A 23,758-nucleotide genomic window follows, 5' to 3' on the forward strand; every position below is an offset into this window, starting at 1 on the left:
CGGAGCCTCGGACGGCCCGCGAGCGCATGCTGTCAGACACAGCCCTGTCGCCGCCGTGGTCGTGGCCGCCACCTCGTGGCTGCTCGCCGCGCTCGCCGTCCTCTCGCTCCCGTGGGCGGAGCTCTACGAGGGCGGCGAGGCGCTGTTCTTCGTGGTGGACGTCGTGGTGGCGGTGGTGTACGGCCTGCTGGCGTGGGTCCTGCTCGCCCGTCGCGCGGTGGCCGTGGCGTGGTGGGTGGCGCTCGCCGCGGTCGGCGACGGGATCGCCGCATTCGCCGCCGGGTACTCCCGGGCCACGGTGCAGGGCCTCCCGCTGCCCGGGGCGGACGCGGTGGCGTCACTGACGTCCGTGGCGTGGGTGCCGGGCACGGCCGGGCTGATCGTCGTGGTGCCGTGGCTGGTGCGCGACGGGGCGTTGTCCCGCCCGGCGCGGGCGGGGGTGTGGACGGGCACCGCCGCGTGCGTCGCGATCACGGCGGCGCGGGTGCTCGTGCCGGACGCCGAGGCGGCGACGGGGATCGCCGCGGTGGCGGGCTCGCTGCCCGTGCAGATGGGCACGATCGTGGTGCTCGGCGCGCTGGCGACCGCCGACGCAGCCCGTCGCTGGCTGCGCGGCACCCCCGCCACCCGCCGGGGCCTGGGCTGGCTCACGCTGGGCTCGGGGCTGATGGCCCTGTCGTTCGTGCCGCTGGCGCTGCCGCTCCCGCTGGCGATGGCGCTGGTCGACCCCGGGATCGTGCCTGCGGTCCAGCTCGCGGCGCAGGCGTTCTTCCCCGCCGCGATCCTCGTCGTGGTGCTGCGCCAGCAGCTGTGGGGCATCGACCTCGTGGTGAGCCGCACCCTGGTGTGGGGGCTGCTGACCGCGGGCTCGGTGGTCGCCTACCTGCTGATCGTGTTCGTCGCCACCGCCGTGCTGCCGGTCGGCACCGGAGCGGGCGGGGTGCTGGCCGCGGCCGTGCTGGCGGGGCTCGCCGTGCCGGCGCGGGCGTGGCTGCAGCGCCGGGTCGACCTGCTCGTGCGCGGCCCGTCCGCGGCGCCCGGCGCCGGCGCCGAGCGGATCGGGCTGCGGCTGGGCAGCGCCGCGGCGCCCGCGGAGCTGGTGCACAGCGTGCTGGAGCCGGTGGTCGAGGCGCTGCGCGGGGAGGGCGCCGAGGTGCGGCTCGACGACGGCAGGCAGCTGGCGGCGGTGGGCGCGGTGGGGGGCCCACCGCTCACCGTCGGGCTGGCGGCGGCCGGGGAGCACGTCGGCGAGCTGGCGGTCTGGGGCGCGCCCGGCGAGCGCCTCGACGCGCGCACCGAGCGGGACCTGCAGCCGCTGGCCGGCGTCGTCGCCGCCGTCGTGCGGCTGGCGCTGCTCACCGCGGAGCTGGAGGCCGCCCGCGCGCGTACGCTCGCCGCCCGCGCCGAGGAGCGCCGGCTCCTGCGCCGCGAGGTGCACGACCACCTCGGCCCGGTGCTGACCGGGGTGACGCTGGGCCTGCAGGGCGCCCGGAACCTGCTCGCGGCGGGCGACGCGGACACCGCGGGCCGGCTGCTCGACGGACTGGCCGGCGAGGTGGAGCGCGGGGTGCAGAACGTGCGCAGCCTGGCGCGGGCCTTCCTGCCGCCGCTGCTGGAGGAGCGCGGTCTCGCCAGCGCGCTGGAGGACATGGCGGCGCGGTTCGACTCGGCCGACCTCGCGGTACGCGCGGAGGTGGACCCGGCCGCCGCGGCGGCGCTGCCCGCGCCGGCGGCGGTGGGCCTCTACAGCGTGGCCGCCGAGGCGGTCACGAACGCCCACCGCCACGCCCGGGCCGCGCGCTGCGTGGTCCGGCTCGAGCAGGCGGGCGACGGCGTGCGCCTGCAGGTGACCGATGACGGCGTGGGCATCGACCCGGATGGCCGTCCGGGCGTCGGGCTGCGCGCCGTCCGCGAGCGGGCCGCCGACCTGGGCGGCGTGGCGCGGATCGGACCCGGACCCGAGGGCGGAACGGTGGTGGAGGTGACGGTGCCTGCTCACCGGGAGGCCGCGGTGCTCGGGGGTGCCGGGTGACAGAGCCCGTGCGCATCCTCGTGGTGGACGACCACCCGACGTTCCGGCTCGGCATGCGCGCGCTGCTGGCGTCGATCCCCGGTTTCGTTGTGGCGGGCGAGGCCGCCGACGCGCCGGAGGCCGTGGAGCTCGCCCGCCGGACGCCCGCCGACGTCGTGATCATGGATCTGGACCTGGCCGGCACGTCCGGCATCGACGCCACCCGCGCGGTGCTGCGCGAGCGCCCGCAGCTGCGCGTCCTCGTGGTCACGATGCTCGAGGACGACGACTCGGTGTTCGCCGCGATGCGCGCGGGCGCCCGCGGCTACCTGCTCAAGAGCGCGTCGCCCACCGAGGTGGAGCGCGCGGTGCGCGCGGTCGCGCACGGCGAGCTGCACGTGGCAGCCGGCGTCGCGGAGCGCATGCTCGGTTTCGTCACCGGTGCGCGCAGTGCCGCCACCCCGTTCCCCGAGCTCACCGAGCGGGAGCGCGAGGTGCTCGACCTCGTGGCGCGCGGCCTCGACAACCTCGCCGTGGCCCGGCGGCTCTCGCTCTCGGACAAGACCGTGCGCAACCACCTGTCGGCCATCCTCGCCAAGCTGCGGGTGGCCGACCGCTCCCAGGCGATCGTGCGTGCGCGGGAGGCAGGCCTCGGTGGCGGTCGCTGACTCAGCTCCCGAGGAACGCCAGCACGTCCGACCGGGTGACGACACCCGCCGGCTTGCCGTCCACCAGTACGAGTGCCGCATCCGCGTCGGCGAACGCGCTCATCGCCGTGTCGAGGGCCTCACCGGCCCCGATCGTCGGCAACGGCGCCGACATGTGCTTCTCCAGCCGGTCCGACAGCTGCGCCCGGCCGGTGAAGAGCGCATCGAGCAGGTCCCGCTCCACCACGGCCCCGGCCACCTCGGCGGCCATCACCGGCGGCTCGGCCCGCACCACCGGCATCTGCGAGACGTGGAACTCCCGCAGGTACTGCACGGCGTCGGCCACGGTCTCGTTCGGGTGGACGTGCACGAGGTCGGGGATCGTGCCGTCCTTGCGCCGCAGCACGTCGCCGACGGTCGCGCCCTCGGTGGGCGGGAGGAAGCCGTAGCTCGCCATCCACTTGTCGTTGAAGACCTTGCCCAGGTAGCCACGGCCGCCGTCGGGCAGCAGGACGACGACCACCGCGTCGGCGGGCAACTCGCGCGCCACCCGCAACGCCGCGACCGTCGCCATCCCGCACGATCCGCCCACCAGCAGGGCCTCCTCGCGCGCGAGGCGGCGCGTCATCTCGAACGAGTCGGCGTCGGAGACGGCCACGATCCGGTCGCAGATGCCCTTGTCATAGGTGCTGGGCCAGAAGTCCTCGCCCACGCCCTCCACCAGGTACGGCCGCCCGGTGCCGCCGCTGTACACCGATCCCTCCGGGTCGGCACCGATCACCTGGACGCGCCCGCCGGACACCTCCTTGAGGTAGCGGCCGGTGCCGCTGATGGTGCCGCCGGTACCGATGCCCGCCACGAAGTGCGTGATGCGGCCGTCGGTCTGCTCCCACAGCTCCGGGCCGGTGCCGAGGTAGTGCGACTCCGGGTTGTGCTCGTTGGCGTACTGGTTGGGCTTCCACGCGCCGTCGATCTCGCCGACGAGCCGGTCGGAGACCTTGTAGTAGGAGTCGGGGTGGTCCGGGTCCACGGCCGTCGGGCAGACGACGACGTCGGCGCCGTAGGCGCGCAGCACGTTTCGCTTGTCCTCGCTCACCTTGTCCGGGCAGACGAAGACGCACTTGTAGCCCTTGCGCTGCGCGATCATGGCCAGCCCCACCCCGGTGTTGCCCGAGGTCGGTTCGACGATCGTGCCGCCGGGCCGCAGCTCCCCGGACGCCTCGGCCGCCTCGACCATCCGCAGCGCGATGCGGTCCTTCACGCTGCCGCCCGGGTTGAAGTACTCGACCTTGGCCAGCACGGGTGCCGCGATGCCCTCGGCCACCGCGCCGAGCCGGACGAGAGGGGTGTTCCCGACCAGATCGGCGACGTGCTCGACGTAACGCATGGGCCAATCGTCGCACCCCGCGCCGAATCGGTGAGCGGCCCACCGACGCCCCGCGACGCGGGCTGATGCGCTCGATCCCCTCCGGACGCCGTGTCCGGCCGCCGAACGGCAGCGCGAACGGCCGCGTACGGACTACTGTTCGCCGTCGGAGCCTAACCCGGTCGAGGGCGTGTCGACCGGACAAAGGAGACATCCGCAGATCCGGCGCGGCCCGCCCGTCGCGCACCCGATCCAACCGTTCCGCGAGCTGCAGGAGGGGCGCCGGTGTCAGCCACCGGGGACGAGGTGATCGGTGCCGAGGAAGCCGACCGGGCCGACCTTGCCCGGTCGGCCCGTCGCGACGCCGAGCTGAACAACCTCGCCGGGCTCGCCTCCGGCGGCGACCAGCGGGCGCTCGAGCACCTGCTCACCCGGATCCGCCCGATGGTCGTGCAGTACTGCCGCGCCCGCATCGGCATCGGGATGCTCGGTTCGCAGTCGGCGGAGGACATCGCCCAGGACACGCTGGTCGCCGTGGTCGGGGCCCTGGGTCGGTGGCGTCCCGAGAAGCGCGTGATGGCGTTCGTCTACGGGATCGCCAGCAACAAGGTGGTGGACGCCTACCGGGCGGCGGGGCGGGACCGGTCGGTGGCCACCGAGTTCGTCCCGGAGGAGCCGGACCTCGATCACGGCCCCGAGCAGGCCGCCCTGCACGGCGGCGTCGTGGCCGAGCTGCGCGCGCTGCTCGACCAGCTCCCCGAGCACCACCGGGAGATCCTGGTGCTGCGCGTGGCGCTCGGGATGACCGCGGTGGAGACCGCCACGGCGGTCGGTTCGACGTCCGGCGCCGTGCGGGTCACCCAGCACCGGGCCCTGGCGAAGCTGCGGGAACTGGTGGAGCGGCGCACCGCCTGACGGCCTGGTGTCCCGAGCCGGAAGTCCGGTGCGAAAATCGGCGGATCCAGGTTTCCGCTGAATGCGCCGGCGGGCCGGCCTCGTACCGGGGTACCGGGCGTACTCGGGCGGTTCGCCGGTGTGCTCAGCGGGGAGCTGCGCCGTCGAGTTGTGTGGTGGACTTTCGGTTCGGGACGCTAGCCCGTCACCTCCTCGAGGCGGCGCGCCAGGTACGCCCGTTCCGGGGCGTTGCCCACGAGTGCCAGTGCCTGCTGGTACGCCGCGGCAGCCTCATCACGGCAGCCGAGCCGCCGCAGCAGGTCGGCCTGGGCGGCGGGCAGCAGGTGGTAGCCGCGCAACCGCTCGTCGGCGGAGAGCGCGTCCAGGAGCACCAACCCCGCCGCAGGCCCGTCCCGCATCGCCACGGCGACGGCCCGGTTCAGCGCCACCACCGGGGACGGCGCGACGTCCGCGAGCACGTCGTAGAGCGCCACGACCTGCGGCCAGTCGGTTGTGGTGACGTCGGCCGCCTCGTCGTGCACCGCGGCGATCGCCGCCTGCAGCGCGTACGGGCCCGGCGGACCGCCCTGCAGCGCCGTCACCACGAGGCCCCGTCCCTCCTCGATGAACGCGCGGTTCCATCGCGAGCGGTCCTGCTCGTCGAGCAGCACCAGCTGCCCGTCCGGGCCGGTGCGCGCCTGCCGCCGGGCGTCGACGAGCAGCATCAGCGCCAGCAGCCCGGCCACCTCCCGCTCTCGCGGGAGCAGCCGGTGCAGGATCCGCGCCAGCCGGATCGCCTCATCGGCGAGGTCCCCTCGCACCAGCTCGGGCCCCGCGCTGGCGGCATAGCCCTCGGTGAAGATCGCATAGATGACGCGGAGCACACCCGGCATCCGCACGGGCAGCTCGTCGGCCTCCGGCACCCGGAACGGGATCCGCGCGCCCTTGATCTTGCGCTTGGCCCGCACGATCCGCTGCGCCATCGTGGCCGCCGGCACCAGGAACGCGCGCGCGACCTCCGGGGTCGAGAGCCCGGCGAGGCAGCGCAACGTGAGCGCCACCTGCGCGTCCAGCGGGAGCGCCGGGTGGCAGCAGGTGAAGAACAAGCGCAGCCGCTCGTCGGGCACGTCCTCGTCCTCGGCCGGCGCCGCGGCCGAGCCACTGCGGTCCGCCTCGGCCTGCAGCACCGCGATCCGCGCCGCGTAGGCCTTGTCGCGACGCAGCCGGTCCACCGCCTTGCGCCGCGCCGTGGTGAGCAGCCAGGCGCCCGGCCTGCCGGGAACGCCGTCCACCGGCCAGCGCTCGAGCGCGGCCGCGACCGCGTCCGACGCGACCTCCTCGGCGAGGTCGAGGTCGCCGAACTGGCCGACGAGCGTGGCGAGCAGCCGGCCCCGTTCCTCCCGGAACACGGCCTCCACGGAGCCGGCCGCTCCCTCGGAATGTGTTTGAGAAGCACGCATGTTGGCCGCAAACGCCGGTGACCCAGCAGGGCCCGGCTGACCTGGGCGGCCCGCTCCGCGCTTCTCGAACACATTCTCACTCACGGCTGCTCGAACTCCATCACCGGCCGCACCTCGATCCGGCTCCCGTGCTGCGCGCCCGGGCAGCGGGCTGCCCAGTCGAGCGCGGCGTCGAGATCCGGGACGTCGAGCAGGTAGTAGCCGCCCAGGATCTCGCGCGTCTCGGCGAACGGGCCGTCGGTCACCACCCGCTCGCCGTCGTCGCGCACCTCGACCGTGGTGGCGGTCTCGACGCCCTGCAGCGCGTCGCTCGCGATCCGCACACCCGCGTCGGCCACGGCCTTCTCGTAGGCCCAGTACTCGTCCATCACCTTCTGGACGGCCTCCGGCGTCTGCGGCGCCACGTCCTGCGAACCGTAGATCAGCAACATGTACTTCACTTCTCGGCTCCTCGTCCCTCGCGTGATGGCTGGACTGCCACCAGCATGACGACGATCGGGCGGGCCCGGAATCGACAGCCCCTACTTCCGCTCGACGCGCCACAGCCCCTTGCCCGGTGTCCAGGTCTCGATCACCAGCATCGTCGCCTCCGCGTTCAGCCCGGTGAGGACGACCTCCTCGATGTCGGCGCGGAACAGCTCGCCCTCGGCGTCGCCCTCCACGGCACCGGCGGGTACGGCGCGCCCGGCGATCTTCGCGTCACCCGCCCAGCCGGCCGGGTTGCCCTCCGGCGGGTCCACCGACGGGCTGTGCAACGCGAACCGCGGATCGCGGTGCAGGTCGGCGCCCTTGCGGGCGCCGGTCATCGAGCCGAAGGTCAGCTCCCCGTCGGCGAACTCCGCCTCGATCCCCGATATGCGGGGCGCGCCGTTGGCCCGGAGCGTGGCGATCGTCTTGTGCTTGTGCGCGTCGAAGATCTTCCGCACCCGCTCGGCGAACTCGGGCACGGCTTCCTCGACGTCCTTCCAGGCGGTCATGCCGACGAGGATGCCGCACAAAGCTGCCAGCGACTGTCAGGTTCGACCCGTCCCGCAGCCGGTTACCGGCGCGTACGCTCCGCGTAGTCACCGTGCGAGGAGGAACGACGATGCCCGAAGCCGTGATCGTCGCGGCGGCCCGGTCCCCGATCGGCCGTGCACACAAGGGATCGCTCACCACGATCCGCCCCGACGACCTGACCGCGCAGATGGTGCGCGCCGCGCTGGCCCAGGTCCCCCAGCTCGACCCGGCCGACATCGACGACCTCATGCTCGGCTGCGGCCTGCCCGGTGGCGAGCAGGGCTTCAACATGGCGCGCGTGGTGGCCGTGCTGCTCGGCCACGACACGCTGCCCGGCACCACGATCACCCGCTACTGCTCCTCCTCGCTGCAGACCACGCGCATGGCCATGCACGCCATCAGGGCAGGCGAGGGCGACGTGTTCATCTCCGCGGGTGTGGAGACGGTGTCGCGCTTCGTGAAGGGCTCCTCCGACTCGCATCCCGACACCCACAACCCCGTCTTCGCCGACGCCGAGGACCGCACCCGGCACATCGCCGAGAACGGCGCCGACTCGTGGAACGACCCGCGCGAGGACGAGCACCTGCCCGACATCTACATCGCCATGGGCCAGACCGCGGAGAACCTCGCCCGGCTCAAGGGCGTCACCCGCGAGGACATGGACCACTTCGGCGTCAGGTCGCAGAACCTCGCCGAGAAGTCCATCGCGAACGGGTTCTTCGCCCGCGAGATCAGCCCGGTCACGCTGCCCGACGGCACCGTGGTCGAGAAGGACGACGGGCCGCGCGCCGGCGTCACCTTCGAGGCCGTCGCCCAGCTCAAGCCGGTGTTCCGGCCCGACGGCCGCGTCACCGCGGGTAACTGCTGCCCGCTCAACGACGGCGCAGCCGCCCTGGTGATCATGTCCGACACCAAGGCCGCCGAGCTGGGCATCACCCCGCTCGCCCGCGTGGTGTCCACCGGGGTCTCCGCACTCTCCCCCGAGATCATGGGCCTCGGGCCGGTCGAGGCCTCGAAGCAAGCGCTCGCGCGCGCCGGCATGACGATCGACGACATCGACCTCGTCGAGATCAACGAGGCGTTCGCGGCCCAGGTCCTGCCCTCGGCCCGCGACCTCGGAATCGACCAGGAGAAGCTGAACGTCAACGGGGGCGCCATCGCGCTCGGCCACCCGTTCGGGATGACCGGTGCCCGCATCACCACCACCCTGCTCAACGGCCTGCGCACCCACGACAAGACCATCGGCCTGGAGACGATGTGCGTCGGCGGCGGCCAGGGGATGGCGATGGTCCTCGAACGGCTGAGCTGACACCTGCGGTCTTGCCCGGCCCCTGCGGCGGGAGGATGGTGTGGGGCGCCGGCGGCGCCGCCGGGGCGCTGCCCCGACCCCGAAGGGGGTGGTGGGTCGTGTACGCACGCTCCACCACGGTCCGCGCACATCCGGAGTCGCTCGAGTCGGGCATCGCGCTCATCCGCGACGAGATCATGCCGGTGGTGCTGGACATGGACGGCTGCGTCGGGATGTCCATGCTCGTCGATCGCCTGACGGGGCGCTGCATCGTCACCACGGCGTGGCAGTCGAAGGAGGCGATGGACGCCACGGCCGAGGAGGTGCGCCCGATGCGCGAACGCGCGTCCGAGGTGCTCGGCGGCCGGCCCCAGGTCGACGAGTGGGAGATCGCGGTCATGCACCGCGACCACACCTCCGCCCCGGGCGCCTGCGTCCGCGCCACCTGGGTGCGGATGGCGCCCGACCAGGTCGACCGCGGCATCGACGTCTACAAGATGGGCGTCCTGCCCGCCACGCAGGAGTTCGAGGGTTTCTGCAGCGCGAGCCTCATGGTGGACCGCCGTGAGGGCTACGCCGTGTCGTCGGTGACCTTCGACAGCCGTGAGGCGATGGACCGTGGCCGCGCCAAGGCCGACGAGCTGCGGGAGCGCGGCGCCCGGGAAGCCGGGGTCGAGATCGTGGAGGTCGGCGAGTTCGAGCTCGCGCTCGCCCACCTGCGCGTGCCCGAGATGGCCTGAGAACACGAAGCGGCGCCCGCCCCGCAGGGGGAACGGGCGCCGCTCGTTCGTTCAGGAGCAGATCATTCCTGGCGCAGGTAGCTCAGCAGCCGCAGGATCTCGATGTACAGCCAGACCAGCGTGGTCATCAGGCCGAAGGCGATGTACCAGCTGAACCTCGCCGGGGCACCGTCGCGGACGGCCCGGTCGGCCATGTCGAAGTCGAGCAGCAGGCTGAACGAGGCCACCCCGATGCAGACGATGCTGAACAGGATCGCTAGCGGCGAGCCGTCGCGCAGCCCGAGGCCGCCGGTGGTGAAGAAGCTGGCCACCAGGTTGACGACCATCAGGATGACGACGCCGAACATCGCGCCGATCAGCCACTTGGTGAACCTCGGTGTGACCCGCACGGCGCCGGTCTTGTAGACGACCAGCATCCCGACGAACACGCCCGCCGTGCCGACGACGGCCTGGAAGCCGATGCCCTCGAAGTTCGGGATGCTCTCGAAGACGCCGGTGATCCCGCCCAGTGCGACACCCATGGCGGCCGAGTACGTGAGCACGAGGCCGGGGTTGGTGCTCTGCTTGAAGATGACGATCAGCGAGACGACGAACCCGACGATGAACGCCGGGAGCACGAGCCAGTACATCCCGCTGAGCGCGGTGAGCACACCCGTTGCGAGCGCGACACCGCCGGTGATTGCCGTCTTCGTGACGACGTCGTCCATCGTGAGCGGGCGCTCGCCGACCCCGGCCCGCCCGTACTCGACCTGCGAGGCCTGGGCGTCGGCGTAGGCGGCGGCGCCGCCCGTCGCGCCGCCCTGGCGGTCGAATGTGGCGTACCCACCCTGCCCCGTCGGCAGGTTGCGGAACGCCGGGTTGCTGCTGGTGCGCACCTGGGTCCTCCTCGGAAGCGGGTCATGCGTCCAGTCCAACGAGGAAACAGCCTGTGGCGTTCCCTGTTCGGTAAAGATGACTTTACTGCGATTCGGTCACGGAGGGTCCAACGCGATCCCGGCGTTTTCCAGAGCCGCCTCGGTGAGGAGCCGCGCGAACGGCCGCTCGTGGGCGTCCGCCGAGGCGAGCGGGGCGTCGACCTCGACGAGCCGGCAGCACTCCAGCAACGTGTCGTCGTAGGCGGCCTCCACCGCCATGCGCCGCACCTGGGTGCGGTAGCAGCCGCAGCACACCTCGCGACGCAGCCTGCGCAGGTTCGCGACGACGCACTCGAGCGCGGGCCCCGCGGGTGCGTCCTTGCGCCTGCGACACTCGGCCCACGCCGTGACGGCAGCGGGGAGCAGCCGCAGCGCCGCCCAGAACAGGACGGAGGGCGTGGCCGCGACGAGGACGTAGAGCAGCAGCCCGAGCAGGACCGGACGGTCGCCCGCCATCGAGGGATGGTAGCCCTCGCCGAAGGCGTCCCGGGAGCTGTTTCCGCCGGTCGTACGGGGGAACACAACGTCGTTCGCACGTGCACGGTCCGACCACGGCGCATACGGTCGGGCGCAGGGAATCTGCTGGAGGTGGCCTTCGATGTGGGCGTTCCTGTCCGCGCGGTTGCGGTGGTGGTTGATCCTCGCGATCGGAGCCCCGGTGCTCGGCTGGTTGCTCGGCCGGATCGGCGACGTGATCGAGTCCCGCCGGGGCCCTAACTCGATCAGCAAGGTGCTGCAGAATGGCCGGGGCTGGCTGCGGGGACGCTCACGCGGCCCGCTGGCACCGCGCCGGGCAGGCGACCCCGCGAGCATCCGTGACGCCGGCGCCCCGGCCCGCTGACATGTCGGAGCAGCCCGTCCACACCTACCGGGCACTGTGCTCGTGGTCCGGCTCCACCGCAGGCGGTTACCCGGCCTACGACCGGGCGCACCGCGGCAGCGCACCGCCCGCCGAGCCGGAGCTCGCGCTCTCGTCCGACCCGGCGTTCCTCGGCGATCCCACGCGGCTCAACCCCGAGCAGCTCGTCGTGCTCGCCGCGGCGTCCTGTCAGCTGCTGTCGTTCCTCGCGGTCGCCGCGCGGGCCCGGCTCGACGTCCGCGACTACCGCGACGACGCCACCGCCCTGATGCCCGAGGCATCGCGTCCCATCCGGATCTCCGAGATCGTGCTGCGGCCGAGGATCACACTCGTCGAGGGCCCGACCGAGGAGCGCGTGCGCCACCTCGTCGAAGTGGCGCACCGCGAATGCTTCATCGCCAACAGCCTCGCCACCCCGGTGCGCATCGAACCGCTGATCGCCTTCGTCGAGGCGGGCTGACGCGCCTCAGCGGATCGCCGCGACGCGGCCCGCCCCCACGAGCTCGGCCCTGAGGATCCCGGCGAGCTGGGCGGGACGGGACAGGAACGGCGAGTGCGAGGTGGGCATCCGCAGCACCCGGTCCGCGCGGTCGGCCATGATCTCCTGCGCCACGACGGGGATTGCGGCATCCCGCTCGCACACGACGTACGTGCTGGGGACCGTGCGCCACGCCGCACGCGTGAGCGGCTGCTCCAACGCGGCCAGCGCCTGATGGCCGAGCCGGGCGACGGCGCCACGGGCGGTGTGCGGGCGGACGTCGGCGTAGAACGTCTCGAAGGGGCGCAGCGGGTCGACGTAACCCTCCGCCCGGTGCACGTCCCACCAGCCCGGGGCGGCACCCCCGACCGCGCTCATCAGCGACTCGCCGATGTCGAGCTGGAACGCGCACAGGTAGACCAGGCCGACGACGTTCGGCACGCCCGCCAGGCCCTCGGTGACCGGGACGCCGCCGTAGGAGTGGGCACATACGAGGACGGGACCGTCCACCACCGCGACCGCGGCCCGCACGGCCTCCGCGTCGGTGTGCATGTCCCCGAGTGCGGCGATGTCGGGGCCGACGGACGGCAGCGCGACCGTACGGACGTCGAGATCGGCGAGTTCCTCGACGAGTCGGCGCCACGCCCATGGTCCGTGCCACGCACCGTGCACGAGGACCAATGTCGGCGCCGACGTCATGGCGACCTCCTGGAAAGCGCGCTCCGAAGGGAGCAGCCTTCCGGCGTCACTCCGCGCCGGGCAACATCACTTCCGCTGGCCGGAAGGTCCGTTGCCCGACCGTCACACCGGAGACCCATGAGGACTACGACAGCGTTGGGCGGCACGGGACGGTGCCGCGCGCGTCGGTGCCCGTTCGTCAGGGCTTGCGGCCCACCGCGCCGACGATGGTGTTGGAGATCGGCGGCAACGGCTTCACGCGCGGTCCGTCCGGCCACCAGTTGCAGCAGAGCACGAGACCGGGTTCGACGAGTTCGAGCCCGGGAAGCATGCTCATGATCTGCTCGCGAGTGCGGAACCAACCACTACCCATCGGACTGTGGAGGAATACCTCCTCCAGCCGGCGCGCAAGCGGGCTGAACTCATCGGTTTCCGGGTCGAAGAAGTGACTCAGCGCGACATAGGAGCCCGACGGCAGCGCGTCGATGTATTCCTGCATGATCTCGGCGTACCGATCGCCGCTGTAATGGTGGATCGTTCCGCACTGGTACAGCGCGATGGGCTCGGCGAAATCGAGGTGCTTGCGCACGACCTCGTTCTGCAGCACCGCGGCCGGGTCGAAGATGTCGGCGCCGACGAGATGGGTCTGGTCGTTCTCCTCGAGCAGCGCGCGTCCGTGCGCGAGCACCACCGGGTCGTTGTCGACGTACACGACCTTGGCCTCGGGATTGATGCGCTGCACGACCTGGTGGGTGTTCTCCGCCGTGGGCAGGCCGGAACCGCAGTCGAGGTACTGGCTGACACCGGTCTGACTGGCGATGAATCGGCTGGCCCGGATGAGGAACTCGCGGTTGTCCCACCCGAGCTGCGTCGCCTCCGGTGCCACTTTCTGGACCCGCCGCAGGACTTCACGGTCGATCTCGTAGTTGTCCTTGCCATTCAGGAAGGCGTCGTAGACCCGCGCGACACTGGCCTTCGACACGTCGATGTAGTGCGGAACTACCTCTTCCTCGGTACTCGGCACACTCGCCTCACTCGGTAGATGATCACGAAGCACGGGAGTCTACGGCGGCCAGTAGAGTGTAGGGCAAGGACTGATCAGGTTGAACCTCGGACGTGAGCCTCCACTTGTCGTTCTCTCCGTGTACGGTCATCGTCCAGCAGAGTGCCGGCCCTGCTCGTTCTGCCATCAGCGGGAAGTGGGGAGGGCCTGAGAACACGGGCCGGAAGTCCGCGAGGAGGAGCAGATGGCGGAGGGTGGCCGCTCCGAACAGAGTTCCGTTCTGCCCGCCGAGGTCCGCGGTGTCACAGCGCGCCGCATCGTGCTCGGCACCCAGTTGCGCAGGCTGCGCGAGAACGCCGGCATCTCCCGCGCGGACGCCGGCTACATGATCAGGGCGTCGGACTCCAAGGTCTCCCGCCTCGAGCTCGGCCGGGTCGCGTTCAAGGAACGTGACGTCGCCGACCTGCTCACCATGTACGGCATCAGTGACCCCGAGGAGCGCGAGCAGTTCCTCGCTATGGTCCGCAAGGCCAACGAGCCCGGCTGGTGGCGCCGCTACACCGACGTCATCCCGAGCTGGTTCCAGGAGTTCGTCGGACTCGAGGAGTCGGCGAGCCGGATCCACACCTACGAGCTGCAGTTCGTGCCCGGCCTGCTGCAGACCGAGGATTACGTGCGCGCGGTGCTCACCCGGGGCCGGCCCGACTACGCTCCGCCCGACACGGAGAAGCGGATCCACCTGCGCATGCAGCGCCAAGCGCTGATCACCGGCCCGAACCCGCCGAGGTACTGGGCGGTCGTCGACGAGTCGGTGCTCCATCGTCCGATCGGTGGCCGGCGGGTACTGAGGGAGCAGCTCAAGTTCCTGCTCGAGCAGTCGAAGCAGCCACACGTCACCATCCAGGTCGTGCCCAACCAGCTCAGCGGCTACGCCGCGGAGAGCCCGTTCCAGTTGCTCCGGTTCGCCGAGCCCGAACTCCCGGACGTCGTGTACATCGAGCACCTCGGCGGAGCCGTCATGCTCGACGGCGTCGAGGAGATCGAGATCTTCAGTCGCGCACTCGACCGGCTCACCGTCGACGCCGAGACGCCGGACCGCTCTCGCCAGATCCTCGCGAAGGCCATCGCCGAGCTCTGATCGGGTGCAGGCACACCGACGCCCGGCGTGGAGTCCACGCCGGGCGGGCTGACTTCTGCTGCGGGACGGTCAGTGAGCTGGGCGGTCGCCGAACTCGCCGTGCCAGGCGCCCTGGAGGAACGCCGACCACTCCTCGGGAGTGAACACGAGCGCGGGGCCTGCCGGCTGGCGCGAGTGGCGCACGGCCACCTCTCCGCCGTCCAGCATCGCGACCTCCACGCAGGCGTGCTGCCCGCTGAACGTGCTCTTGTGCCAGTGCGCACCTTCGATCTGCTGCGCCGGCACCACGATGCGATCGTTCCCCATCTTGATCACCCTTCGGGGTCGACTATCGGCGGATGCGTCCGACGGTAGCAGCTTGCATCTGCACGTGCATATGGCGTGAGCACCTGCAGTCCGCAAACGCGGGCGGAGTTCCTCCGATCGAGTGCGCCTGATCAGGGCTTGTTTCCTGCACCCCGTACTCGTCGCGCCGTACGTTCGCGCCCCACTGATCACCTGCGCGGCCATGCAGGCGGAAACTGCATGCGCAGATGCACGTGCATTCGTGCACGTGCAAGAGCGGGTTGCATCTGCAGCCCGTAACCGGCACACTGCTCTGTGTGTCCGGGATCTCACGCAGCGGAGCCCGACACGGCTCAGGGGAACGGGCGGCACGAGTCGCCTGACTAGCGCTCCGGGCTCGTCGTTCCAGGGTCGCACCAGACCCGGACGGTCGGCGGCACCAATGAGCACGGAGCGTCTACCGGCGAGAGGAGCAGCGGTGTTGCGGGGAACAGCGAGGGGGAGCTCGCGAGCAGGTCAGCGGTGCGGATGTGCAGCACGGCCGGCAGGCCACTGCAGCCCCCGGCTCGCGTGATGGGGTCGCCTCCGGTGGCCCGGGAGCCGAGCGACCAGATCCACAGCATCGCCGAGGTCCTCGCAGCGACGTTCACCTCGTCGGCGGTGCGCCACATCCTTGCCGAGCACAGCCCCGATGCCACGGGGCACTGCCGCGGCTGCCGCCTCCCCACCACGGTCGCCCCCGTCTGGCCATGCCGCCTCTGGGAGATCGGCAAGGAGATGGAGCGGCTGCGCGCAGCGGGCGGGCGCCGCTAGCGGCATCCGCCCTCCAGGACCCGGCGGCGGGCGTCCTCAGAGGGCGCTCGTCGTCGGCCTCGACGATCGATTCGAACGCTGCGCCCGGTCGCGACGTGTACACGTCCATGACGCTCTGGATCCTCGGCGTTCTCGGAGCCTGGTGCGCGTTGGCCGTGCCGACGGCGCTCCTGGTCGGCGCCGTGGTCGAGCGCCGTGACGCTCACCGCGTGCCGGAAACCGCCCACGCGCGTGCGGACAAGGTGATCGACCCGTCGCCCGCAACGGGAAGGCGCTCGCCCATCAGCGTGTGCAGCGCGGCGCGCCGGTCCTCGTCGAGCGTGGCGACGAACGCGGGTGCGGGGCCCTGCCCGCCGAGGAAGGGCGTCCAGTAGTCGTCGAGGTCCCGGAACCGGGTGGGCACCTCGATCGGCTCGACCTCGACACCGGTGAGGCCTGCGCCGGTCCAGAGGGTGTGCAATGGCTCGGGCCGGCACAGCGGGAAGCGGCGCGCCTCGTCCAGCCGGGCCGCAGCGGGGTCGAGGGCGGTCGCGGCGTCCCAGAAGAGCCGGATCATCTGCATCCCGTCGGCGTAGTCCCACAGGTAGGCGCCCACCACACCGCCCGGCGCCACCACCCTCGCCAGCTCCTCGGCCGCGTCCTCCGGCTCGGGGACGAAGTTGAGCACCAGCCCGCTCACCGCGGCGTCGAACCGGGCCTCGGGGAACGGCAGTGCGCGGGCGTCGCCCACCGCGAACCGGGCCCGAGGGTCGTCGGTGTCCCGGCGCGCGTGGGCGAGGAAGCCCTCCGAGGAATCGACGCCGTGCACGGCGGCCGGATCGCCCTTGCGCAGGACCGCGGACGTCAGGGCTCCGGTGCCGCAGCCGACGTCCAGCCACCTCCGGCCGGCCGGCACGCCCAGGCGCCGCACGAACACATCGGCCACATCGCGGCTCCACCGGCCGACGTAGCGCTCGTACGCCTCGCCGACGTTCCAGACCTCGGATGCGCTCATGGCTTGCCCAAGGTACGCGCGAAGCTCGGTCATCAGCTGAAAGTCGTCGCGCAGCAGCCGATCGCGCGCCACATCGGCACCGTGCGACCGAGCTCGGCGGACTTGATCAGCTGGGTCGCGGGCCCCTTCGCGCGTGCCGCCGGCGGCCGACGACATGGCAGCGGTGGCGTTCACGGGCTGCGCCGGAGGATCGTGTAGCCCTCGCCGTGCGCGATCGGCCGGTACGCCGGCGCGAGTTCCCGCTCGATGCCCGCCAGATCGGACGGGCACGCGATCGCCTCCACGTACGGGTGGTCGGCGGCCATGGGCAGCACCGCGCCTGGCACCTCCGACAGCGTGGGGGCGAGGACGGTCATGCCACCCCCGGTGGGCCCGTCGGCACGGACGATGGAGGTCTCCTCGACGTTGACCCTTGCCTGCCCGGTCTCGATCGCGTGGTCGACGCCGAACCACTTGAGCACCGGCACCCCGACCGACAACCCGGGCGCGGCCTCGCAGCCGTAGCGGGAGGGGACCGTCAGGTACGCCAGCGGCGCACCGGCCGGGACGGCGGCATCGGTGGCCGCGTCCACCCGCGCGATCCGGTGGCCGACGTCGACGTACTCGGCGACGTGCAGGCCGAGGACGGCCACCACCAGCAGCCCTGTCACCCCGGTCACGGCGGGACGGACGGCGCGGTAGGGCGGTGAAACCCGGTGAGGCAGGGCCGCGACGGCGAGCAGCAGCGCGGGCATCACGAACCGCTCGTCGGGCTTGATCAGGTCGTTGACCATGCTGACGGGCAGCACCAGCGCGATCCCGGCGAGCAGGCCGGCGAGCCAGAGCACCGGCCTGTCCTCCACGGCGGCACGCAGCGCGGACCGGTCGAGCTGGAAACCCACGAGCGCCACGAACGCCACCGCGAGCAGCAGGTTGACCCAGAAGATGGGGAACACCGGCGGGAACGGGTCGAGCCGCAGGAAGAACTGGAGCGTCTCGGTGAGGGAGATCGCTTTGTCGAACCAGGACGAGTAGAGGACGACGCCGGTCCCTCCCCGTTCGGCCAGCACGTACCACGCGGCCAGCACGACGCCTGGCAGGAGCGTGCCGAGCAGGAGCAGGGCCCGGCGGCCTCGGCCCGTCCGCGCCAGGACGAGTGCGTGGACGAGGAGGGCCAGCACACCGATCCCCCACGCCAGCAGGTGTGACAGGTAGAGCACGAGGCCGAGGACGCCCAGCAGCAGCAGGCTCCTGCGGTCCGGCCCGCTCGGATCGGCGACCGCCCGGTGCAGCACGGCGACGAGGACGAACACGAGGGCGAGCCCGACCAGGAAGCTGAGGTAGCCCTTGTAGAGGTAGAACCCCGGCGCCCAGAGGAAGCCGAGGTACTCGACCGCAGTGGGCCTGCCCTGGAGGGTGCGCACGAGATACCCGAAGGAGGCGGCGAAGCCGAGCACGGCGAGGACGAGGAAGAGCTGCCCGGCGGCCTCGATCGGCAGGAGCACGTTGAGCGCGCCGATCCCGACCGGGGCGGCGAGGTTGGGCACCGGCACGGGATCGAGCGAGTACACGCGGGCGAAGCCCGCGGAGTCGCGGTCCGTCCCGAACAGCAGATCGGACACCACGTGACCTTGGAAGAGCCACTGGTAGTAGTCGTAGAACGGGAGGAAGTGCGAGCTGTAGAGCGTGCCCACCGTGGCCGCGGCCAGGACGAGCCAGATCACCGCCCCGTCGGAGCGGGTGGCGGAGCGGACCGACATCGGCATCCCGGCATGGTCCGTCCGGGCCGCTGTGGATTCGCTGAACCCTCAGTCGAGCGCGGTCACAGCGACTTCAGCATCCCGCCGTCGATCACCAGCTCCGAACCGCTCATGTTCCGAACGCGGCCCGAGGCGAGGAAGACCACGAGGGCGGCGACCTCCTCGGGCTCGGTGAGCCGTGACGTGGACAGGCCGAGCACGTCGGGAAGCTCGTCCTGGAAGGCGTCGGGGGTCGATCCGGCCCGTCGTGCCAGCATGTCGCCGGGCCCTCCTGGCCGGGTCCACACGTCGGTCCGCACCGGGCCGGGCAGGACCGTGTTGACCCGCACGCCGCGACCGCCGAACTCCTCCGCCAGCGCCTTGCCCAGGTTCGCGAGCGCGGCCTTGGCCGCGGACTGGGCCACCAGGCGCGGCTGCGCCAGCCGCGAGTTCACCGAGCCGATGTTGACGACGGCGCCGCGACGTTCGATCAGGCTCGGCAGCGCCGAACGCGTGGCGCGAACGGCCGACATGAAGGTCGCGTCGAAGGTGTACCGCCACGCCGCGTCGTCGAGCTCGAGGAATCCGCCGGTCGGGAACGAGGCTCCCGCCACGTTGTTGACGAGCAGGTCGATGCCGCCGTGCTCGCCCTGCGCCCACCCGATCAGCCGCTCCGGACCACCGGCCGCGGCGAGATCGACCTGCAGCACGTGAGGCGTCGCCCGGCGCAGGGCCTCTGTGGGGGTCCGCGCTCCCGCGATCACGGTGTACCCGTCGTCGGCCAACGCCCGCACGATCGCAAGCCCGATGCCCCTGCCCGCGCCGGTGACGACTGCTGTGCGCTCCGCCATGTGAGTGCTCCCCCGTCGAGATCGTCCGATCTGAGCGAGACGGTAGTGACGAGGGTGGTTACCGATCGGATACTACGATCGACGCCGTGCCCGAGCCGCTCACGTCGGACATGTTCGACCCGGTGTGCCCCTCCGATCTCACGCCGTTCCGTCTCGGCGACAAGTGGACGCCGTTGGTGCTGCGGTGCCTCGAAGGTGGCCCACGCCGGTTCTCGGAGCTCCGGCCGGCGCTGCCCGCCGCCAGCGCGAAGGCGGTCAGCAAGTCGCTCCGGCTGCTGGCGCGCGACGGCCTGGTGAGCCGGGCGGAACACCCTGGCCCGCCCCGGCGGGTGGAGTACGAGCTCACGCCGCTGGGACGCAGCCTGATGGAACCCATCGCGGCCATCCGGGCCTGGACCGCCGAGCACTGGGACGAGCTGATCGACGCCCGCGAGGCCGGACAGGCGGGCCGGCGGGATGCGAACCAGGTCGCCGGCGCCTAGGAGGGTCCTGAACAACTCCGGCCGTAGCGAGCGGCGTCCAGGTGGTGCCATCGCAAGGCGGACGATCGGGCCGATACTGCTGTTGTATCGGTGCGATCGTCCAACGCGGCGAGGGCGCCGCCTGGGCGACGCGCAGTAGGTCGGAGTTGTTCAGGGCGCTCCTAGCGCGCCCCCGCGAGGTGGCGTCGGAACCACGCGGTCAGGCCGGCGTCCACCTCGCGCGCCAGTGGTAGTTGCGGCGCGGGCTCGATGCCGGGCTCGTCGGCGAGCGGGTGCGCCAGCCCGGGGATCGACAGGAGTTCGGACCGGTCCCCCAACGCGTCGACGAGCTGCAACGCGTCGGCCCGCAGGCCCGGATGATCCAGCTCGCCGCTGACGACCAGCAGCGGCGCGCGACCCGCGATGGCGTCAGCCTCGGCGACGAAGTCCAGGCTGTCGACGACCTCCTCGGACTCGGCGTCGTACGGGTAGTCGCCGAACAGGGCGATGACGGACCGCAGCCGGATGGCACCGTTGACGACCGCGCCCGCGAAGACCGGGACATCGGTGCCTACGAGGATCCGCAGCGCGACGGCCGCGCCCAGCGAGCCGCCGAGCACGCCGATCGGGCCGTCGTCGACCGGCAGCTGCGCACGGATCGACTCCAGCGCGGCCGGGAACTCCTCGACCGCCTGCCGGACGATCGGGTACAGCGCGGCCATCAGGGGATCCTTGCGGAGCAGCTCCAGGCCGGCGTCCATGCTGCCGCCGACCATGCGCGCCCCGCACATCGGCATGCCGAGGTGCACCCGCCACGCGGGCACGTCGTTCATCGGCAACGCGGAAGCGAACGCGGCATCCGACCTGGGCGCGTCCAGCATGTGCCAGGTGACGATCAGCGGCGCCGGGCCGCCGTCGGCCGGCGGCAGCGCGGTGAACGGCACGCCTGCGGCGGTGCCCGTGATCGGTGAGACCATGCGGCGACGGTAGGTCCGCGGCGGCCCCGCGCGGAATCGGTTACGCCACCAGCGGAATCAGGCGGGCCCGGCCGAGCCGGTCGGGTCACGCCCGGTGGGATTCGAACCGACGGCACGATTGCTCAGGAGGTGAACCCGTGGAGATCCGCACGAAGGAGACGCTCACCGCGGCCATCCGTGCGCACGGGCGGACCGCGCTGGTCGTCAACGTCCGGTCTCGCCGGGGGCGCAGGCACTTCTCGGAGGTCCGGGACCGGTTGCAGGCCGCCGGTCTGGACCTGATGGCCGTTTGGCCGGTCAGCGATCCCGCCCGCCTGCCGCACACCCTCGCCTCGGCGGCGAGCTGCGGCGCCGACCTGGTCGTGGTCGGTGGTGGGGACGGCACCCTGAGCGAAGCCAGCCATCAGCTCGCGCATCGCGACGTCTGCCTCGGCGTGCTGCCGTTGGGGACCACCAACAACTTCGCCCGCAGCCTCGGCCTGCCGCTGAACCTGTCCAAGGCGTTGCGGACCCTCACGGAGGGCAAGGTGGCCGATGTGGATCTCGGCCACGTTGCGGGTCGCCATTTCGCCAACCTGACGAGCCTCGGGCTGTCGGTCCTGGTCGCCGAGCACGTCCCGCACCGCCTCAAACGCATCCTCGGCCGGGCCGCCTACCCGCTGACCGCCCTGGCGCTGCTACCGCGCCACCAGCCGTTCTCGGCGCGGCTGACGGTGGACGGCAAGCTGTACGAGCTGGCCACCCACCAGCTCAACATCGCCAACGGCAGCTTCCACGCCGGTCGTGCGATCGCCGCCGACGCCGGCGTCGACGACCGGCTGCTCGTCGTCTACCGGCTCGGCGACGCCAACCGGCTCCGCCTCACCGCCGCGACGGTGCGCCAGGCCGTCCTCGGGCCGTACCGTGCGCTCGCCCGTACGCCGTTCCTGACCGCCGACAGGTTGTCGCTGGAAACCGACCCGCCGCTCGACCTGGACATCGACGGCGAGATCCGCGGGCGCACGCCCGTAGAGATCCACCTGGAGGCGAACGCCCTGCGCGTCATGGTCAACCCCTCCTTCCGGGACATGTGAGGCTGCACCGGCCGCGGCGAAGGCGGTGCAGCGGCTCACAGGGACGTCCTGTGCTCCTGGGCGTCGGTCCGATACCGGCCCGGTGGGTGGCCGGTAGCGCGTTTGAAGGCTCGGGCGAAGGCGAACTCGGAGTCGTAGCCCACGTGGCGCGCGACCTCCCGCAGTGAGCCGCGGTGCTCGCGCAGCAGGCGGGCGGCGACCGACATCCGCCAGGCGGCGACGTAGGCCATGGGCGCCTGGCCGGTCAGGGTGCGGAAGCGCCGGGTGAACGTGGCGCGCGGGGTGCCGGCCGCGCGGGCGAGGAGGTCCACGCTCCAAGGGCGGGCCGGGTCGTCGTGGATCAGCGCGAGCGCGCTGCCCACCACCGGGTCGTACAGGGCCCGCACCCAGCCCTCGCTCGCGTGGTGCTGCTCGGCCAGCCAGGCGCGCAGTATGTAGACGAACAGCAGGTCCAGCAGGGACGCGGCCACCGCCGGTGCGCCGGGGTCGGCGCGCTGGACCTCGCAGGAGAGCAGTTCCACCGCGGCGGCCAGCCCTCGGTCCCGGGACTGCCCGGCGCCGATGTGCACCACCGGCGGCAGGACGGCGGTGAGCGGGTGCGGCGGGCCCGGGGCCAGCAGGAACGCGCCGATCAGCAGCCTCGTCACCGGGCCGTCCCCCTCGATCACCAGCCTGTTCGGCATCCCTTCCTCGAGCGGACCTCCGATCAGCTCCGTCAGCGGCCGCGCCGCCCGCCCGGGTTGGTCGGCACAGATGTGGGCGACGCCGGACGGCAACAGGACCACGTCGCCCTGGACGAGCTGGACCGGCTCGAGGCCCTCCGGCACCAGCCAGCAGGCGCCGGATGTGATGACGGCGACCCCCGCGACCGCGCCCTCCTCCAGCTCCATCCCCCAGGGCGCGTGGAGCCGGGCGAGGCAGTAGATGGCGCTGCCGCGCCGGATGGTGGCCACGACGTCGGCGACGATGTCGGCGACGGCGTCGCCCGAGCCGGACGGAACGGCCGGGACGTCGAGGTCTCGGACGGACATGCCCCGACGCTAGCGCGTCGTCATGCTCCGACGACAAGCCGCGTGAGCCGATCGGACATGAATTCGCCCTGAACTGTCATGGCTAATCTCGGAGACGCCTTCGTACGGTCAGTTCGTCCAACAGACACCGGCGAACCGGAGGCTTCAGATGGGCTTCACCGTTCTGGTGCTCGGCGCGACCGGGAAGACCGGCCGGCGCGTGATACCCCAGCTCGTGCAGCGCGGCGTCACCGTCCGCGCCGCCGGCCGCACTCCTGTCCCCGAGCGCGACGGCGTCGAGGCGGCGCGCTTCGACTGGCAGGACGAGGGCACCTACCAGACAGCCCTGGACGGCGTGGACGCCGTCTACGTCGTCGGCGGGCACCTGTCCGACAGCGTCAGCAACCCGACCGCGCCCGCCGAGGCGTTCTTCGGCCGGATGGCCGACGCCGGGGTGCGCCGGGTCGTCCTGCTGTCGGCATCGGGGGTGGACGACGTCCCCGACCCCGAGAACATCCTGCGCCGCTTCGAGCTGTTCGTGGAGGGGTCCGGGATCCCGAGCACGATCTTGCGGCCGGGCGTGTTCATGCAGAACTTCTCGGAGAGCAACGCTCCTCCGTCGACGGCGCGCATCCGGGAGCGGAGCGAGATCGCGCTGCCGGGCGGCGATGTCCCGGTGAGCTACATCTCCACGGTCGACGTCGCGGCGGTGGCCGCCGCGGCCCTGACCGAGGACGGTCACGAGGGCAAGGGGTACGCGCTCACCGGCCCTGAGGCACTCACGCTCCCCCAGGTCGCCGAGCTCATCTCCGCGGCCGTCGGGCGGACCGTCCGCCATGTGGAAACCCGCCCGGAGGAGGGCATCCGCGACGTCCTGCTGGCCGATGGCGCCACGGTCGAGTACGCCGAGTACGTCGCCCGGCTCTACGTCATGAGCGTCCGGTCCGGCTACGGCACCGACGGCTCCGCGATGACGGGCCTGCCCGCCGAAGACTTCACCACGATCACCGGTCGGCCGATGACCACCTTCGCGGAGTTCACCAAGGGCGCCGCCGACGCGTGGCGGTGACCACACCGCGTCCAGCCGTGACCGGCATCGGC

The 23,758-nt window shown here is 72.2% G+C and carries 26 protein-coding genes; 12 read left to right on the forward strand and 14 right to left on the reverse strand.

Going from position 1 to position 23,758, the window contains the following annotated elements; translation table 11 throughout:
* Positions 1–55: 55 nt before the first annotated feature.
* Together FHX44_RS11730 and FHX44_RS11735 are read left to right on the forward strand one after the other, a co-directional pair.
* A complete protein-coding gene (locus FHX44_RS11730; RefSeq protein ID WP_147255735.1) occupies positions 56–2,032 on the forward strand; it encodes an ATP-binding protein in 1,977 nt (658 codons plus the stop codon).
* Complete coding sequence (locus FHX44_RS11735; protein ID WP_212612427.1) at positions 2,029–2,679, forward strand: response regulator; 651 nt, start codon at positions 2,029–2,031, stop codon at positions 2,677–2,679. The genes FHX44_RS11730 and FHX44_RS11735 overlap by 4 nt, the downstream gene beginning before the upstream one ends.
* 1 nt (position 2,680) lies before the next feature.
* Here the strand turns inward: FHX44_RS11735 and FHX44_RS11740 are convergent, their stop codons facing one another.
* Positions 2,681–4,045, reverse strand: coding sequence for a cystathionine beta-synthase (locus tag FHX44_RS11740; RefSeq protein WP_147255737.1), 1,365 nt, complete (start codon positions 4,043–4,045; stop codon positions 2,681–2,683).
* Positions 4,046–4,309: 264 nt separating this feature from the next.
* Here FHX44_RS11740 and shbA point away from each other — a divergent pair, with 264 nt between their 5' ends.
* The gene (shbA, locus tag FHX44_RS11745; RefSeq protein ID WP_281287886.1) at positions 4,310–4,939 is read left to right on the forward strand and encodes an RNA polymerase sigma factor ShbA; all 630 of its coding nucleotides are present in this window, start codon (positions 4,310–4,312) and stop codon (positions 4,937–4,939) included.
* Positions 4,940–5,115: 176 nt separating this feature from the next.
* Here shbA and FHX44_RS11750 read toward each other — a convergent pair whose 3' ends face one another.
* The 3 genes from FHX44_RS11750 to FHX44_RS11760 form a co-directional block, all read right to left on the reverse strand.
* Positions 5,116–6,378, reverse strand: coding sequence for an RNA polymerase sigma factor (locus FHX44_RS11750; RefSeq protein WP_147255739.1), 1,263 nt, complete (start codon positions 6,376–6,378; stop codon positions 5,116–5,118).
* 80 nt (positions 6,379–6,458) lie between these two features.
* The gene (locus tag FHX44_RS11755; RefSeq protein WP_246170321.1) at positions 6,459–6,818 is read right to left on the reverse strand and encodes a YciI family protein; all 360 of its coding nucleotides are present in this window, start codon (positions 6,816–6,818) and stop codon (positions 6,459–6,461) included.
* A gap of 81 nt (positions 6,819–6,899) precedes the next feature.
* Positions 6,900–7,355 carry a pyridoxamine 5'-phosphate oxidase family protein gene (locus tag FHX44_RS11760; protein WP_147255741.1) on the reverse strand — a complete coding sequence of 152 codons (456 nt, stop codon included), beginning with the start codon at positions 7,353–7,355 and terminating at the stop codon, positions 6,900–6,902.
* 110 nt (positions 7,356–7,465) lie between these two features.
* Between FHX44_RS11760 and FHX44_RS11765 the strand changes: the two genes are divergently transcribed.
* Entirely contained in the window at positions 7,466–8,686 is a 1,221-nt protein-coding gene (locus FHX44_RS11765; protein ID WP_147255743.1) for an acetyl-CoA C-acetyltransferase, read from the forward strand.
* Between the two features lie 98 nt (positions 8,687–8,784).
* Positions 8,785–9,405, forward strand: a complete 621-nt coding sequence (locus tag FHX44_RS11770) for an antibiotic biosynthesis monooxygenase (protein WP_212612428.1) — start codon at positions 8,785–8,787, stop codon at positions 9,403–9,405.
* A 62-nt stretch (positions 9,406–9,467) separates the two neighbouring features.
* Here FHX44_RS11770 and FHX44_RS11775 read toward each other — a convergent pair whose 3' ends face one another.
* Both FHX44_RS11775 and FHX44_RS11780 read right to left on the reverse strand, forming a co-directional pair.
* Positions 9,468–10,280, reverse strand: a complete 813-nt coding sequence (locus FHX44_RS11775) for a Bax inhibitor-1/YccA family protein (RefSeq protein WP_147255747.1) — start codon at positions 10,278–10,280, stop codon at positions 9,468–9,470.
* A 96-nt stretch (positions 10,281–10,376) separates the two neighbouring features.
* Positions 10,377–10,775, reverse strand: a complete 399-nt coding sequence (locus FHX44_RS11780) for a hypothetical protein (protein WP_147255750.1) — start codon at positions 10,773–10,775, stop codon at positions 10,377–10,379.
* 142 nt (positions 10,776–10,917) lie between these two features.
* Between FHX44_RS11780 and FHX44_RS11785 the strand changes: the two genes are divergently transcribed.
* Positions 10,918–11,160: a hypothetical protein gene (locus FHX44_RS11785; RefSeq protein ID WP_147255752.1), complete on the forward strand. Its 243-nt coding sequence runs from the start codon at positions 10,918–10,920 to the stop codon at positions 11,158–11,160.
* Entirely contained in the window at positions 11,135–11,638 is a 504-nt protein-coding gene (locus tag FHX44_RS11790; protein ID WP_212612429.1) for an OsmC family protein, read from the forward strand. The genes FHX44_RS11785 and FHX44_RS11790 overlap by 26 nt, the downstream gene beginning before the upstream one ends.
* A 6-nt stretch (positions 11,639–11,644) precedes the next feature.
* On the opposite strand, the gene FHX44_RS11795 is transcribed toward FHX44_RS11790, so the two are convergent.
* Positions 11,645–12,355: an alpha/beta hydrolase gene (locus tag FHX44_RS11795; RefSeq protein WP_147255754.1), complete on the reverse strand. Its 711-nt coding sequence runs from the start codon at positions 12,353–12,355 to the stop codon at positions 11,645–11,647.
* A gap of 178 nt (positions 12,356–12,533) precedes the next feature.
* The gene (locus FHX44_RS11800) at positions 12,534–13,358 is read right to left on the reverse strand and encodes an SAM-dependent methyltransferase (RefSeq protein ID WP_147255755.1); all 825 of its coding nucleotides are present in this window, start codon (positions 13,356–13,358) and stop codon (positions 12,534–12,536) included.
* A 223-nt stretch (positions 13,359–13,581) separates the two neighbouring features.
* Between FHX44_RS11800 and FHX44_RS11805 the strand changes: the two genes are divergently transcribed.
* Positions 13,582–14,475 carry a helix-turn-helix domain-containing protein gene (locus FHX44_RS11805; protein WP_147255757.1) on the forward strand — a complete coding sequence of 298 codons (894 nt, stop codon included), beginning with the start codon at positions 13,582–13,584 and terminating at the stop codon, positions 14,473–14,475.
* A gap of 69 nt (positions 14,476–14,544) precedes the next feature.
* On the opposite strand, the gene FHX44_RS11810 is transcribed toward FHX44_RS11805, so the two are convergent.
* Entirely contained in the window at positions 14,545–14,781 is a 237-nt protein-coding gene (locus FHX44_RS11810; RefSeq protein ID WP_147255759.1) for a DUF397 domain-containing protein, read from the reverse strand.
* 567 nt (positions 14,782–15,348) lie between these two features.
* Here FHX44_RS11810 and FHX44_RS11815 point away from each other — a divergent pair.
* On the forward strand, positions 15,349–15,573 hold the full coding sequence (locus tag FHX44_RS11815; RefSeq protein ID WP_147255761.1) for a hypothetical protein: 225 nt from the start codon (positions 15,349–15,351) through the stop codon (positions 15,571–15,573).
* A gap of 202 nt (positions 15,574–15,775) precedes the next feature.
* Here FHX44_RS11815 and FHX44_RS11820 read toward each other — a convergent pair whose 3' ends face one another.
* The 3 genes from FHX44_RS11820 to FHX44_RS11830 form a co-directional block, all read right to left on the reverse strand.
* Positions 15,776–16,567, reverse strand: coding sequence for a class I SAM-dependent methyltransferase (locus tag FHX44_RS11820; protein WP_147255763.1), 792 nt, complete (start codon positions 16,565–16,567; stop codon positions 15,776–15,778).
* A 170-nt stretch (positions 16,568–16,737) separates the two neighbouring features.
* On the reverse strand, positions 16,738–18,312 hold the full coding sequence (locus FHX44_RS11825) for a hypothetical protein (RefSeq protein WP_147255766.1): 1,575 nt from the start codon (positions 18,310–18,312) through the stop codon (positions 16,738–16,740).
* Between the two features lie 56 nt (positions 18,313–18,368).
* Complete coding sequence (locus tag FHX44_RS11830; protein ID WP_147255768.1) at positions 18,369–19,136, reverse strand: SDR family NAD(P)-dependent oxidoreductase; 768 nt, start codon at positions 19,134–19,136, stop codon at positions 18,369–18,371.
* Positions 19,137–19,222: 86 nt separating this feature from the next.
* Here FHX44_RS11830 and FHX44_RS11835 point away from each other — a divergent pair, with 86 nt between their 5' ends.
* Complete coding sequence (locus tag FHX44_RS11835; protein ID WP_147255770.1) at positions 19,223–19,618, forward strand: winged helix-turn-helix transcriptional regulator; 396 nt, start codon at positions 19,223–19,225, stop codon at positions 19,616–19,618.
* A 161-nt stretch (positions 19,619–19,779) separates the two neighbouring features.
* Here FHX44_RS11835 and FHX44_RS11840 read toward each other — a convergent pair whose 3' ends face one another.
* Complete coding sequence (locus FHX44_RS11840; RefSeq protein ID WP_147255772.1) at positions 19,780–20,574, reverse strand: alpha/beta hydrolase family protein; 795 nt, start codon at positions 20,572–20,574, stop codon at positions 19,780–19,782.
* A 137-nt stretch (positions 20,575–20,711) separates the two neighbouring features.
* Here FHX44_RS11840 and FHX44_RS11845 point away from each other — a divergent pair, with 137 nt between their 5' ends.
* A complete protein-coding gene (locus FHX44_RS11845) occupies positions 20,712–21,647 on the forward strand; it encodes a diacylglycerol/lipid kinase family protein (RefSeq protein WP_212612430.1) in 936 nt (311 codons plus the stop codon).
* A 35-nt stretch (positions 21,648–21,682) separates the two neighbouring features.
* Here the strand turns inward: FHX44_RS11845 and FHX44_RS11850 are convergent, their stop codons facing one another.
* Entirely contained in the window at positions 21,683–22,678 is a 996-nt protein-coding gene (locus tag FHX44_RS11850; RefSeq protein ID WP_147255774.1) for an AraC family transcriptional regulator, read from the reverse strand.
* A gap of 148 nt (positions 22,679–22,826) precedes the next feature.
* Here FHX44_RS11850 and FHX44_RS11855 point away from each other — a divergent pair, with 148 nt between their 5' ends.
* On the forward strand, positions 22,827–23,726 hold the full coding sequence (locus tag FHX44_RS11855; protein WP_147255776.1) for an NmrA family NAD(P)-binding protein: 900 nt from the start codon (positions 22,827–22,829) through the stop codon (positions 23,724–23,726).
* Positions 23,727–23,758 lie beyond the last annotated feature (32 nt).

This window comes from Pseudonocardia hierapolitana, from assembly GCF_007994075.1.
GTDB lineage: Bacteria > Actinomycetota > Actinomycetes > Mycobacteriales > Pseudonocardiaceae > Pseudonocardia > Pseudonocardia hierapolitana.

Bases quoted from the DNA above. Each gene is read 5' to 3' on its own strand.
- FHX44_RS11795 (WP_147255754.1), bottom strand. From the start codon at position 12,355: ATGACGTCGGCGCCGACATTGGTCCTCGTGCACGGTGCGTGGCACGGA.
- FHX44_RS11740 (WP_147255737.1), bottom strand. From the start codon at position 4,045: ATGCGTTACGTCGAGCACGTCGCCGATCTGGTCGGGAACACCCCTCTC.
- FHX44_RS11750 (WP_147255739.1), bottom strand. From the start codon at position 6,378: ATGCGTGCTTCTCAAACACATTCCGAGGGAGCGGCCGGCTCCGTGGAG.
- FHX44_RS11810 (WP_147255759.1), bottom strand. From the start codon at position 14,781: ATGGGGAACGATCGCATCGTGGTGCCGGCGCAGCAGATCGAAGGTGCG.
- FHX44_RS11760 (WP_147255741.1), bottom strand. From the start codon at position 7,355: ATGACCGCCTGGAAGGACGTCGAGGAAGCCGTGCCCGAGTTCGCCGAG.
- FHX44_RS11820 (WP_147255763.1), bottom strand. From the start codon at position 16,567: ATGAGCGCATCCGAGGTCTGGAACGTCGGCGAGGCGTACGAGCGCTAC.
- FHX44_RS11780 (WP_147255750.1), bottom strand. From the start codon at position 10,775: ATGGCGGGCGACCGTCCGGTCCTGCTCGGGCTGCTGCTCTACGTCCTC.
- FHX44_RS11785 (WP_147255752.1), top strand. From the start codon at position 10,918: ATGTGGGCGTTCCTGTCCGCGCGGTTGCGGTGGTGGTTGATCCTCGCG.
- FHX44_RS11850 (WP_147255774.1), bottom strand. From the start codon at position 22,678: ATGTCCGTCCGAGACCTCGACGTCCCGGCCGTTCCGTCCGGCTCGGGC.
- FHX44_RS11765 (WP_147255743.1), top strand. From the start codon at position 7,466: ATGCCCGAAGCCGTGATCGTCGCGGCGGCCCGGTCCCCGATCGGCCGT.
- FHX44_RS11825 (WP_147255766.1), bottom strand. From the start codon at position 18,312: ATGCCGATGTCGGTCCGCTCCGCCACCCGCTCCGACGGGGCGGTGATC.
- FHX44_RS11805 (WP_147255757.1), top strand. From the start codon at position 13,582: ATGGCGGAGGGTGGCCGCTCCGAACAGAGTTCCGTTCTGCCCGCCGAG.
- FHX44_RS11830 (WP_147255768.1), bottom strand. From the start codon at position 19,136: ATGGCGGAGCGCACAGCAGTCGTCACCGGCGCGGGCAGGGGCATCGGG.
- FHX44_RS11855 (WP_147255776.1), top strand. From the start codon at position 22,827: ATGGGCTTCACCGTTCTGGTGCTCGGCGCGACCGGGAAGACCGGCCGG.
- FHX44_RS11840 (WP_147255772.1), bottom strand. From the start codon at position 20,574: ATGGTCTCACCGATCACGGGCACCGCCGCAGGCGTGCCGTTCACCGCG.